This window comes from Aquirufa sp. HETE-40SA (genome assembly GCF_054558635.1).
Map to the genome: position 1 here is coordinate 322,159 of NZ_JBPXKN010000002.1, position 13,321 is coordinate 335,479.

Sequence of the window (13,321 nt, forward strand, 5' to 3'; positions counted from 1 at the left end):
TTCTAAACGCTTTTATTAAACCAAGTTTCGGCGCGATTTTCCGACCAAGTATAACCCTGGTAATTCTTCGGATAAAAACCACAATGCCCTCCTTTTTCCTGTGCGTCTAATTGGACAAAGTCCAAGGTCTTCACAAAAGATTCCGGAATACATTCCGCCGATAAAAATGGGTCATTTTTTGCATTCACGATTAAAGTGGGTACGTTAATCTGATCCAAAAAATACAAGGAGCTACTCTTTTCGTAATAGTCTTCCCCGTCTTTAAACCCGTGTAAAGGCCCTGTGATCACATCGTCAAAATCCACTAAACTCTTTATCGAATCAATCATCTCCACGGTAATATCCTGAGGATAGCGCGCGGACTTTTCCTTGACTTTTTTAATGAGAGTTTGTAGAAATCGATGAGTGTAGAGTCTGTTTTCTCGCTTAGCTAACTGTTTGCTACTCGACGAAAGGTGCAAAGGTACGGAAAATGCGACAGCTTTTCGAATCATTGGGGGAGGATTTTTGCCCTGTTCGCCTAACCATTTCAAGGTTAAGTTGCCCCCTAGACTAAATCCAGCGAGATAGATATCTTTTGCCCCGCGTTCAATCGCTAACTTAATAATGAAGTCCAAATCATCCGTCGCCCCACTGTGGTAAAAACGTAGATTCTTATTGGGCTCGCCTGAACAGCTTCGGTAATTCCAAGCCAGCGCGTTCATCCCTTTCATCTTGTGAATCAAACCTGTCACATATTGGCGATCGCTTGATCCCTCCAAACCGTGGGACACAATTAATAGAGGTTTCTCTGAAAGCGGACCACCATACCAATCGACATCCAAGAAATCTTGATCTGGAGTCGTCAACCGTTCGCGCCGTGGCGTTTCCGAAAGAGTCACTTTCCGAAAAAGGGAGGGATAAATACTTTGTGTATGCCCGTCCGGTAACCAAAGTGGCGGGGTGTAATTTTCTAACATTAAATGAAAAAGTCAGGCAATAATTGATTTTCTGGTGTATTCGGATTCACGCGGTATTCAGCAAAATCGGTTACTCCTTCAGCGCGCAATACATCCTCATCAATATAGAAATTTCCTGTAACCGTCTTCGCATCCTTCTGTAAAATCGCCGCAGCCGCATCCGCCATAATACTAGCCTTGCGCCCTAATTGCATCATAGACGCATTACCCACCGCGAATTCGATGGCAGCAGTCGCAATAATGGTTTTAGGCCAAAGTGAATTAAAGGCAACTTTCCCTTTAAACTCCGACGCCATTCCGAGGGTACATAGAGACATCCCAAATTTGGCAATCGAATACGCCACATGATTCTCAAACCAGCGCGCCTCCACATTTAAAGGAGGAGAAAGCGTTAAAACGTGCGGATTATCAGATTTCAACAAATAAGGTAAACAAGCCTGAGCACACAAATACGTTCCGCGCGTGTTGACCTGATTCATCAAATCATATTTCTTCATCTCGGTACTTAAAGTACCCGTGAGCTGAATCGCAGATGCGTTGTTGATCAGGATATCAATGCCTCCAAAGGTCTCGACGGCTAATTTCACCGCTGCTAAAACCTGATTTTCGTCACGAATGTCTACCATACAGGCCAAAGCCTTTCCGCCAGCCGCCTCAATTTCAGCCGCCGCCGTGTGAATCGTACCTGGCAATTTAGGATGTGGTTCGGAAGTTTTAGCCGCAATAACGATGTTTGCGCCCTCTGAAGCTAATTTTTTTGCAATCTCTAATCCAATTCCGCGGGATCCTCCTGTGATAAAGACCGTCTTATTTTTGAAGTGCATATAGTTCTTATTTTTTCTTCATCTAAATTACGATTTTCTTTCAAAGACAGATACATTTTAAACTTTTGCATTGTACTTTTGTGAATTAATAATCACGCTTAAGACATAAATGATTTTACCTTTTAAATCCGTCAGCCTTTCACACCGTACTGCGCCACTCGCCATCCGCGAGATGTTAGCGTTGAACGAAGACGAGAGCAAAGGATTTTATGTGAAGTGCAAGGATCTTTTTGGCCTAAATGAATTATTAATTGTCTCTACCTGCAACCGCACGGAGTTCTATTATACGTCTGATCGCGATATCTCGACCGACTTAATCAAAGCTTTCTTAATCGAAAAAGGCTTAACGAACACCGCCGAATACCTAGGTTATTTCAAGCAAATGGACGAAACAGAGGATTCTCTGCGCCATTTATTCGAAGTAGCGACCGGCTTGCAGTCAAAAGTAGTGGGGGATTTACAAATCCCGAACCAAATCAAGAAAGCCTACCAACAAGCGGCAGATTTAAATATGGCTGGTCCATATTTACACCGTTTGATGCATACCATCTTCTACTCTAACAAGCGCGTAGCCCAAGAAACTTCGTTCCGCGATGGAGCGGCCTCTGTCTCTTATGCCACCGTAGCCTTAGCTGAAGAACTTTCTCAAGCCCTTCCAAACCCGAAAGTCTTAATCCTAGGATTAGGAGAAATCGGTTTAGATGTGTGCAAAAATATGGAAGAAAAGGATTTTGCTGAGTTCACCATTATGAACCGTACGATCGAAAAAGCAGAGAAGATTGCCGCTGGAAAAGAGCTTTTCAGAGTCGCTCCTATCGCTGACTTGTGGAAAGAAATCGCCGCAGCTGACATCATTATCTCGTCTGTTCGCACGGATAGCCCGATGATCACGCAGGCAGAGATTAAGAAATTGCAATTATTATCCTTTAAATACTTCATCGACCTTTCTGTGCCGCGTAGCATCGAAGATGGCATCGAGAAGATTAATGGGGTCCTTTTATACAATATTGACACCTTGAAGGAGCGTGCGGATGAGGCTTTGGCCACTCGCTTAGCCTCTATTCCGGATGTACGTACCATCATCGAAGAGAGCATTGTTAGCTTTAATGATTGGTCTAAAGAGATGGAGGTTTCGCCTACCATCCACAAATTGAAAAATGCGCTGGAGCAAATCCGTAAGGAGGAGATGAACCGCCACATGAAAGGTTTGACGAAAGAAGAGACCGAGAAGCTGGAGAAAATCACGGCTGGTTTAGTCCAAAAAATCATCAAACAACCCATCATCCACCTAAAAGCTGCTTGCAAGCGTGGGGATTCAGACAAAATGGTGGATGTCCTGAACGACCTGTTCAACCTTGAGAGTTTCGAAGAAATCGAATCTTAAATCTTCCCTTATGAATAGCGAGATTCTCCAAAAGCTGGCCCGCTATTGCGCCTACCAGGAAAGATGCGTCCTAGAATTAGAGCAGAAGATGAAGACTTTCGAGGTTTCGCACTCTGATTACCCTTCGTATTTAACGTGGCTTCGCGAAAACAACTACCTGAATGAGGCGCGTTTTGTCGAAATCTTTGTCCGCTCGAAGTTCAATCAAAAAAGCTGGGGTCGCACGAAAATCAACTACGAACTACGCAAGCGAGGCATCTCAGCCTCACTTTTAGCTTCTGCCTGGGATGGCATCGATGATGCGGATTACATCGAGAAAGCCCGTGCTATCTTACAGAAAAAAAGGGACGAGATTAAAACGGGTACTTCCCCGCAGCGCTACCAAAAGTGTTATAACTTTGGGCTATCCAAAGGCTACGAATCCTCCCTCATTCGCGAGCTATTGAAGCCTCTATTTGCATAAAAGTAATTTTTTCCTACCTTTGGCATATGCATTCACACGCAATCAACTATTTAGCAGGGTATTATTACGCAGGTTATTACAACGCTGCCTAATCGGTTATATAGTTTTTTGTCAATTATATCAGCCGACTTTACGTCGGTTTTTTGTTTTATGAGCTTACACATCACAGCGGCGAGCCGCTTAAACAGCGTGGAGGAATACTATTTCTCCAAGAAATTGAAGCAGATCGCGGCTTTAAAGGAATCCGGCGTACCTATCATTAACTTAGGTATTGGATCTCCTGATTTAGCGCCGTCTTCTGAGACCATCGCGGCTTTAACGGAGAGCGCGGCAAATCCAGCCAACCATGCCTACCAAGGTTACCAAGGTATTCCTGCTTTGCGCGAGGCTTTCGCATCATTTTACGCTACCCATTACGGCGTAACAGTTAATCCCTCTTCAGAAATTTTACCCTTGATTGGTTCCAAAGAAGGGATCATGCACATCGCCATGGCCTATCTAGAAAAGGGTGACGTGAGTTTGATCCCCAATCCAGGCTACCCTACCTATTCGGCGGCTTGTTCTTTAGCCGGTGCGACGGTAGAAAGCTATGAATTATCTGCCTCCACGGGTTGGTTACCTGATTTAAAGGCGTTAGAAAAGCGTGATCTTTCCAAAGTCAAAATCATGTGGGTCAACTACCCGCACATGCCTACCGGAGCGCAAGCAACGGTGGAATTCTTCACCGAGTTGCGCGATTTCGCTATTCGCCATTCGATCTTATTAGTGAACGACAATCCCTACAGCTTCATCCTGAACGAAAAACCGATGAGCATGCTTTCGATTCCGGGGATGCAAGATGTCGCGATCGAATTAAATTCCCTTTCGAAGTCCCACAATATGGCGGGATGGAGAATTGGGGCGGCTTTTGGGAAAGCAGAATTTTTAGCCCCAGTATTGAAGTTCAAATCTAATATGGATTCTGGGATGTTCTTGCCTTTGCAGCAAGCGGCAGTTAAAGCTCTTTCTGCGGACAGCGCGTGGTTTGAGAATCAAAACCGCATTTACCGTTCGCGCCAAAAACTCGTATTTGAACTATTAGACTTACTCGATTGCGTGTATGATCCGGCACAGTCGGGGATGTTTGTTTGGGCCAAAATCCCAGCTTCATTCGCCTCTGGCTACGAATTATCAGATAAAATTTTAGACGAAAACGCGGTGTTTATTACGCCGGGTGGAATCTTCGGAACGCAAGGCGACGGCTATATCCGCATCTCGCTTTGCGCACAAGAATCCGTTTTCTCACAAGCGATTGATCGCATCAAAAACCACAGCAATGGCATCTCCTAAAGTAGGCATCATCGGTATCGGATTAATTGGAGGATCCATCGCACTCGGTCTTCGCAAGAGTGGCTGGGCCTCCGAAATCGTCGGTATCGATACCAATCCCGAACACCAGAAAAAAGCATTAGAGCTTGGACTAGTCGACCGCATCGCCACTTGGCAAGAGGCCATCGACCAAGTGGACGTCTTCGTTTGCGCGATTCCAGTTGACCTGTTAGTGGCGCTGATTCCATCGGTATTAGATGCGCTAAAACCTGGAAAAGTGATCATTGAGGTAGGTTCTACTAAAACCCCGGTTTTCGAGGCTTTACAAAACCACCCCAAAAGAGCACAATTCGTTTCCACCCACCCAATGGCCGGAACCGAATTCTCTGGTCCTGAGGCGGCCGTCCAAGGCTTATTCGTGGGTAAACGGGGTGTTATTTGCGACAAAGAACTCAGCGACCCCGCTGCCGTTGCCTTAATCGAAGATTTATACCGCAGCGGCTTAGAGATGAACCTCATCTATATGGGTTCTATCGAACATGATATGCACACAGCTTATATTTCGCACATCTCTCACATCTGTTCTTTCGCCCTAGCGAACACGGTATTAGAGAAAGAGAAGAACGAAGCCCGCATTTTCGAACTAGCCTCCACCGGTTTCGAATCCACTGTGCGTTTGGCAAAATCTTCCCCAGAAACCTGGAGCCAAATTTTCCACCAGAACCAAGAGAACTTGCTGGACGTTTTGGACGAATACATCAACACCCTGTTGAAATACAAAGGCCTGATGCTTTCTGGCAGCTACGATAAGCTAAAGCAGGAATTAGGAAAGGCGAATGATATCGGACGAATCTTAAAAGGATAAAAAAAGCCCTTGCAAACTGCAAGGGCTTTTTCATTATCTAGTGCGAATACTCATCGGCTTCCAGGTATTATTTTTGGAATCCATATCCGGGAAGGAATGATCTGGATCAACCACCACCGATTTAATTGGCAGCTTCGTTGAAGTGCGGAACGTCCAGCTAGAACCTCTCTGCCAAATCTCTACCGGGAACGTAAAGCGTTCTTTTTCTCCGCTCGTTAATTCCACTTCCACCACAACTGGCATCGCCATCTTGTCTAAGTTTTCAATCGTAATCACAGCACCTTTAGCAGGATCTTGCTCTACATAATCCACATCTTTCACTGATTGGTCAAGTCTCCAAAGCTCATAGAACCAAGCTTTCCAGAACCATCCTAAATCCTCCCCAGCTCCATCTTCCATTGCGCGGAAGAAATCCATAGGTGTAGGGTGTTTGAACGCCCATTTGTTGATATAATTTTTAAAAGCATAATCAAAACGATCAGCTCCTAAGATATTTTCACGCAAGATGCGTAAGCCAAAACCTGGCTTATTATAAGCCTCCCAGCCTAAATTACGCGTTTGGATCACATCTGGAATCGACATAATCGGATCTGCTGTTTCGCGGAACATGGATTTCGCGATCGCGTGCATATCAAATTTGCGGTTCTTGTATTCTCCTTTATTAAAGGCATCTGTTGAGTAGAAATTAATGAAGGTATTGAACCCTTCATCCATCCAAGCGAATTTACGCTCGTTATTACCCACAATCATCGGGAACCAGTTATGGCCAAATTCATGGTCCGTCACGCCCCATAAAGAAGCGGTCTTGTCCTTGTATCCACAAAAAATGATGCCTGGATATTCCATTCCAGAAACAATACCGGCTACGTTAGTCGCCACAGGATAAGTATACTCGTATAACCAATTTGAATAATGCTCAATGGATGCTTTTACATATTCCGATGAACGTGCCCACGCATCTTTCCCGTCTGACTCAACCGGATAAACAGAAACGGCCATCGACTTCTTGCCACTTGGCAAATTGATGCGGCAAGCGTCTAAGATAAACGCCTTAGATGAAGCAAAAGCCACGTCACGCGCATTAGTACACTTAAACTTCCACGTCAAACGATCTTTCGCCGGACGAGAAGCGGGATCCGTCACTTCAGCCGCTGAACGTATCACGACGGTGGTCTCTGAATTAGCTGCAGCAGCCCATTTCTTCACCTGATCAGCCGTATAAACTTCCGTTGGATTCAACAATTCACCTGAACCCACCACAATGTGTGAAGCAGGCGCATTGATGGAATACTCGAAATTACCGTATTCTAAATAGAACTCGCCCGCACCCAAGTAAGGCAATACGTTCCATCCTTCGATGTCGTCGTACACACAAACACGTGGGAACCACTGCGCCACCGTGTAGATCGCACCATTTTTGGTTTGCTGAATACCCATTCTATCCGAAGCATTCTCCGGAGAAGTGAATGAATAAGCAATTTTGATTTTCGCCGTTCCCACTTTTTCCGCTAGAGGAGAAACAAGACGAATCTGCATCCGTGTGTCTTCTACGATGAAATTAGCCGGCTTGCCATCGATTGTAACACTCTCGATTTTGTAACCACCATCAAACGCTAAATTCCCAAAACGTCCACCCGAAATAGGCGTCGTCTTGCCTCCGCGAGACTGGGTATTGAAGCTGTTTTGGTCTAATTGCAACCACAAAAAGGGCAATTTATCTGGCGAATTATTCTTGTAAGTAATCTCCACATCCCCCGTGATTTTGTTTGCCACATCATCTAATGAAACGGCAATCTTATAATCAGCAGAGTTTTGCCAGTAACCTGGGCCTGGAACACCCGCTGCAGAACGCATCGGGGAAACAGGTCCATAATTCCAAAGCGGGTGAAATAATTCATACGCGGAATACTTGCTTTGAGCTAATGCCACAGTCGATAATAACAGCGCTAGGCCCAGAAATACGTGTTTTTTAAACATTTTAGTTCTTATTTGTTATCAAAAATAGTTAATACTTCTTCATCCATCAAACGTTGCGATAAACCTAAAGCCTTAGGCACCTCGTAGTGGTAGAAGAATTTCATCGTATGGATCTTATCTGTATAGAACGCCTCATCCTCTTTGCTCAAGCCACCTTTAGCCAGGGCAGCCGCTGCCACGTGACCTTGCTTTAACCATTGCCAAGCCACCGTAATTAGGCCAAACAATTCCATATACAAAGTAGAATCTGCTAAGAATACGTCGATTTCACCTTTCATAGCGAATCCTAATTTGTGCATCGTCACCGAAGTTAAATTGGCTAATTCCTTCTCTAACATGGCTGCATATTTTGCTATACTTTCGTGTCCTTTAGCCACCGCGATATCTGCGAAAACTAATTTTCCTAAAGTCTGCAAGGCCGCTCCATTGTTTGCTGGAATACCACGACCTAATAAGGTTAATCCGTGAATTCCTGTGGTACCTTCATAGATGGACATAATCCGCACATCGCGCGCCATTTGCTCTAATGGGAAGTCTTCGGTATAACCGTAGCCTCCTAAAACTTGCAATCCTTGATTCACGGCTAAGGTTCCCATTTCGGCTGGATACGTTTTTGCTACCGTGGTCATTAAGTCAAGCATCATTTGGGCTTCTTTTTTCTCATCGCCCTCTAAGCTTTTTGCTAAATCATCCCACATAAAGCATTGGAATAAAAGACCCATGGATCCTTCCACAATCGCTTTTTGGAAATACAACATGCGCTGTACATCTGGGTGATTTTTGATCAACGTAGGAGGTGTATTCGGGTCTTTGTTTGTTAATAAACGACCTTGAGCGCGCTCGTTCGCATATTGCTTCGAAGCATGGTACGCAGCTGAAGCAATGTAGGCTCCACCCATACCCACACCTAAGCGGGCTTCGTTCATCATTTGGAACATGTAAGACAAACCTCTATTCGGTTCGCCCACTAAATAGCCGATTGAATTGCCTTTATCACCAAAAGAAAGGTGAAGGGCTGGAGTGGCTTTTTGGCCCATCTTATGATAAACGCCTAAAGAAACCACTTCGTTATTCACTAATGCACCATTTTCGATGCGCTTCTTAGGAACTACAAAAAGGGAAATCCCTTTCGTTCCTGCAGGAGCACCCTCTAAACGGGCTAACACTAAGTGTATGATATTTTCAGAGAAGTGATTATCCCCTCCTGAAATAAATATTTTTTGACCTTTAATGGCATAGGTTCCATCTCCTAAATCTTTAGCAGAAGTAGATGCATCATTCAAGGAGCTTCCAGCCTGAGGCTCGGTTAAACACATCGTGCCCGCCCACTTGCCCGAAAGCATATTAGGAACATAGGTATCAGCTAATTCCTTCGAACCAAAAGAGGCAATCAGATGTGCTGCCCCATGGGATAATCCCGTAAACATCACTGCTGAATTATGAGCAGCACCGCGAATGAATTCGTGTGCCCCACCGATCATCGAAGGTACTTGCTGACCTCCATGTTCTATGTCAAACGTACAGCCGATCATACCCGATTCGCCCATCTCCTTCATATAAGGTTCAATTCCCGGGTGAACTTGTACGACTCCATCCACTAATTCAGCTGCTTTGCGATCTGAATCTACGTAGATAGGACGCAAGTATTTCTCAGCAATGGCTTCCGCTGAGTCTAATACCATAGTAAACATGTCTGGGGTATAATCTGCGTAACGAGGATAATTACACAGAGAAGCAGTATCAAAAACTTCGTTTAAAATAAAGTCTAGGTTGCGACGATCGTATTCTTTTGCCATTGTTATAACGTTTAGGTTGGAACAAATTTGCAGAGAAAAAATTTATTATGCAAGCATACTAGTTTTATAATGAAGGGAAGGAATATCCCAGAAGTTATCACTCTATTGACACTAGCGAAAACCCCTTAATGTAATAAAAATAGAGGTAATCAAGGTTTTTGAAATACTTGATTTTTGTCATGTTAATGGAGAAGTAGATGTGGGCCTTTTCTGCTACTTTTTTTTCATAAAGCAAAACATCTTTTCATAAATAACAGAGGAAAATTAGTAATATACTTTTTTCTAATAGTTAAATAGTTGGGCTTTGTCACCGTTTTTAGCTAACACCACATACGTACGTTTGCCCCCTTTTACGAGGGAAATATGACGGACTTGACCAAAAGTTCTAAATCCAGTTTGCTTAGATAATTTCACTGTGAACTTACCTTTACCTAGTCCTTCAAGCATGATTCCATAGTTTGCGTCGAAACGCCCCCATTCTGGTAGCGAATCAAAGAAATTGCCTGCTAATAAAATATCAAGCTTCCCATCTTTGTTAAAATCCCCCGTTTCGATGGCTTTAATTGGCGAATATTGCGCCTGGTATGGCATTGCCTGCAAGGTGAAGTTTCCTTTACCATCGTTGATCATAAAAGAAGATTGAGTCGTGGTAATTTGACGAATAGTCGCCCCTTTACGTTGTTCCTCCGTAAATAGTTCATCCACCGTTTTGTTCGCGTAATCACTGTACTTGATAAATTTCTTTTTTATCATCGGAAGAGCTCGTTGCAATTCTCCTTTTAACACCATCGGATAGGTATTGCCATCCTCGGTCACACTCGAAATCAGTTGCTCAATAGAGCCATTTTTATCGAAATCTCCTGCATGCAGGTAAGCTGGAAATGCAGCGGAGGCTTTAATTTTTGTATTTAGGCCAAAGTTTCCGAGTAAAAAATCCATATCACCATCGCCATCAATATCCGCCGGCTTTACACAAGACCAAAGTCCTTCAGATCCAGCCACAGGCTTTTGCTTCGTTAATTTTCTGCCTCTTTCATTTTTAAATACAACCACTGGTCCCCAATCTTGTGTCACTACTAAATCGAGATATCCATCCCCATTCACATCTGACCATTCGGAATCAGTCACCATTCCAAGCTCGTTCACTTGTGGCATAAAGCGCTTTGTTTGATTTTTAAAGCCACCGTTTCCGTCATTAATAAACAAATGACTTTGTGCGCTTTGGCCATACTTCGAATTCACCATGCGAGTACCCACAAATAAATCGAGATCGCCATCCTTGTCGTAATCAGCGGCAGAAACGCTCGACCCATTCTCATAAATCAGTGGAAAACGAACATCTCGTTTCATATTTCCTTTGCCGTCATTTAAGTATAAAAGGTCCCGTAATTCAGGTGCATTTTCTTTGAACTCATTACTTCCCGTCACCACGAACAAGTCTAAATCTCCGTCATTATCCGCATCGAAAAAAATCGCATCTGTATTTTCTGCCGTTTGGTCTAAACTAAAATCAACTTGAGGAGAATTCACAAATTTACCTCCTGCCTTTTGAATAAATAAGTGCTTACCTTGACCAGCCGCACCTCCTAAATAAAGATCTTCTAAGCCATCTCCATTTACATCTCCTACCGCAAGAGCAGGGCCTTGCGTGGAATACTTTTGTTTTAATAACACATCCCGGTCGTAATCATTAAACTTACTTTCCACGTGTAAATAATTCAAAGCACCAGAAGTTACATCTGTAAAAATCGATGACTGATTCAACTTATTAAAATGAAAAATCTCTTTAGCATTTTCCTGCTTAAGCGTAATCACTTGATTTGATTTAAGTGATTTAATCGTTTCCATCTTATCGTTTGGCCACAAAACAACTAAGGAATCTATCGCCCCATTTTCGCCTAAGCCAAATACCATTTGATGGTCGCTAGATGACTGAAAACCACGGTTAGGCATTTGGTGTAAGACTTTCATTCCACCTTTTTGATAAACCGTTACTCGTGCTCCAATCCCATTTAAATTACGACTAACTCCTTTTAAATGCACAGTCAAAAAATGGTTCTTTAATTTCTCATTTGTCTTATTCTTAAAAACTGATAGGGGGGCGTTGATATTATTTACCACTAAATCCAAATCGCCATCGTTATCTAAATCCCCATAAGCTGAACCATTTGAAAAACCTGGACCAGCTAAACCCCAAGCCTTGACTTGATTCGTGAATTTCAAATCCCCCTCGTTCTTATAGGCATAATTCGGAATAGGTACTGAAGAGATTTTGTCTGTAAACTCCTTATAATCGAATTTTTTTCCGTCCAGCATCTGTTGCATTGTATGGGGATCTCCTAAAAAATCTACGAAATCTTGATCTGTTAAATCTTTAGCAATCCCATTCGCTACGAAAATATCCTTCCTGCCGTCATTGTCCATATCGAAAATCAAGGCACCCCAACTCCAATCAGTCGCATGCACACCGGCTAATTGTCCTACTTCAGAGAATGTTCCATCACCATTATTCAATTGCAAGTTATTGCGCATGTACTGATACCAAAAACCGCGCTTTTTCTTTAACTCTACAATATTATTCCCTTCAAAAACGGACGTCGTCTTCAACCGACGATCATCTCCTGGTAACATATCTGAAACAAAGATGTCCATAAAGCCATCATCGTTCAAATCGGCCATATCAGCCCCCATCGAGCTCAGCGAAACATGCGGCATTTCATTTTCTAAATCCTCTTTGAACGTTCCATTTTGCTGATTAATATATAAGTAATCCCGCTCGAAGAAATCATTCGAAATATAAATATCAGGCCAGTTGTCATTATTCACATCGCCTATTGTAATTCCTAATCCAAAACCAATCAAACTACCGTAAATCCCCGCAGACTCAGACACATCTGTATAATGAAGCTCTTTCCCGTCTTTGCTATCATTTCTAAACAACTTATCCCCACCTAACTTATCTCTCTCTTGACGTAAGTTTTTATACCCTAATTTATCAATCGGATTAAAACTATTATTCAATAAATACATATCTAAATCACCATCTCGGTCGTAATCAAAGAAAGCTGCATGGTTAGAAAAACCGCCATCCACTAAACCAGCTTCTTTAGCCTGATCCTTAAATGTAGGCACTCCCCCTTTTATTCCTTGATTAATATACAATTGATTCCCTCTTTGGTCACGAGAGCCTGAATTACACACATAGATATCAATCAAGCCATCCCCATTTACATCTGCAAACGTTGCACCTGTAGACCAAAACTTTTTTTCCACAATACCTGCCTTCACGGTAATATCTTCAAACTTCATCTCCCCTTTATTCAAATACAGCTTATTGTCTTCGAAATTTGAGGTCACAAAAAGATCGGATAAACCATCATTATTCACATCTCCTATCGCCACACCACCTCCATTATAAAAGTTTCGGTAATTGAAAATGTTAAACTCTTTTTTCTCTAAACTTCGGTTCACAAAATCGATACCTGTTTGCCCTGGGGACAACTCTTCGAAAAGGGTATCCTCCTTAGTAGAACAGGAGAATAAAACAAGGGAAAGTAGGGTGATAATACGTACATTTTTCATCCTAAAAGCTGGATTTAGTGCGACACAAAAATACATAATACAGGGAGTATATAATACAAAATGACTGACCCCAAATAACTAAAACAGCGCACATTCGATTGTGTTTTTTCAATATTGTTTTTTTTGAAAAATAACTTTTGGTAGAATCTAATACTATCAACAA

At 42.8% G+C, this 13,321-nt stretch carries 9 protein-coding genes; 4 read left to right on the forward strand and 5 right to left on the reverse strand.

The window, feature by feature from the left end:
- Positions 1 to 2 precede the first annotated feature (2 nt).
- A complete protein-coding gene (locus ACRZ9O_RS06800; protein WP_459457625.1) occupies positions 3 to 959 on the reverse strand; it encodes a YheT family hydrolase in 957 nt (318 codons plus the stop codon).
- Complete coding sequence (locus ACRZ9O_RS06805; RefSeq protein ID WP_459457627.1) at positions 959 to 1,783, reverse strand: SDR family oxidoreductase; 825 nt, start codon at positions 1,781 to 1,783, stop codon at positions 959 to 961. The genes ACRZ9O_RS06800 and ACRZ9O_RS06805 overlap by 1 nt, the downstream gene beginning before the upstream one ends.
- A 109-nt stretch (positions 1,784 to 1,892) precedes the next feature.
- Between ACRZ9O_RS06805 and hemA the strand changes: the two genes are divergently transcribed.
- From hemA to ACRZ9O_RS06825, 4 genes are all read left to right on the forward strand, one after another.
- Positions 1,893 to 3,167 (forward strand): glutamyl-tRNA reductase, encoded by a 1,275-nt coding sequence (gene hemA / locus ACRZ9O_RS06810; protein WP_459457629.1) that lies wholly within the window; start codon positions 1,893 to 1,895, stop codon positions 3,165 to 3,167.
- Between the two features lie 10 nt (positions 3,168 to 3,177).
- On the forward strand, positions 3,178 to 3,630 hold the full coding sequence (locus tag ACRZ9O_RS06815) for a regulatory protein RecX (protein ID WP_459457631.1): 453 nt from the start codon (positions 3,178 to 3,180) through the stop codon (positions 3,628 to 3,630).
- A gap of 150 nt (positions 3,631 to 3,780) precedes the next feature.
- Positions 3,781 to 4,959 carry a pyridoxal phosphate-dependent aminotransferase gene (locus ACRZ9O_RS06820; protein ID WP_459457633.1) on the forward strand — a complete coding sequence of 393 codons (1,179 nt, stop codon included), beginning with the start codon at positions 3,781 to 3,783 and terminating at the stop codon, positions 4,957 to 4,959.
- Positions 4,946 to 5,803, forward strand: coding sequence for a prephenate dehydrogenase (locus ACRZ9O_RS06825; protein WP_459457635.1), 858 nt, complete (start codon positions 4,946 to 4,948; stop codon positions 5,801 to 5,803). The genes ACRZ9O_RS06820 and ACRZ9O_RS06825 overlap by 14 nt, the downstream gene beginning before the upstream one ends.
- Positions 5,804 to 5,836: 33 nt before the next feature.
- On the opposite strand, the gene ACRZ9O_RS06830 is transcribed toward ACRZ9O_RS06825, so the two are convergent.
- The 3 genes from ACRZ9O_RS06830 to ACRZ9O_RS06840 form a co-directional block, all read right to left on the reverse strand.
- Entirely contained in the window at positions 5,837 to 7,780 is a 1,944-nt protein-coding gene (locus tag ACRZ9O_RS06830) for a M1 family metallopeptidase (RefSeq protein ID WP_459457637.1), read from the reverse strand.
- An 8-nt stretch (positions 7,781 to 7,788) separates the two neighbouring features.
- Positions 7,789 to 9,576 carry an acyl-CoA dehydrogenase gene (locus ACRZ9O_RS06835; RefSeq protein ID WP_459457639.1) on the reverse strand — a complete coding sequence of 596 codons (1,788 nt, stop codon included), beginning with the start codon at positions 9,574 to 9,576 and terminating at the stop codon, positions 7,789 to 7,791.
- 282 nt (positions 9,577 to 9,858) lie between these two features.
- The gene (locus ACRZ9O_RS06840) at positions 9,859 to 13,158 is read right to left on the reverse strand and encodes a VCBS repeat-containing protein (protein WP_459457641.1); all 3,300 of its coding nucleotides are present in this window, start codon (positions 13,156 to 13,158) and stop codon (positions 9,859 to 9,861) included.
- Positions 13,159 to 13,321: the final 163 nt, after the last annotated feature.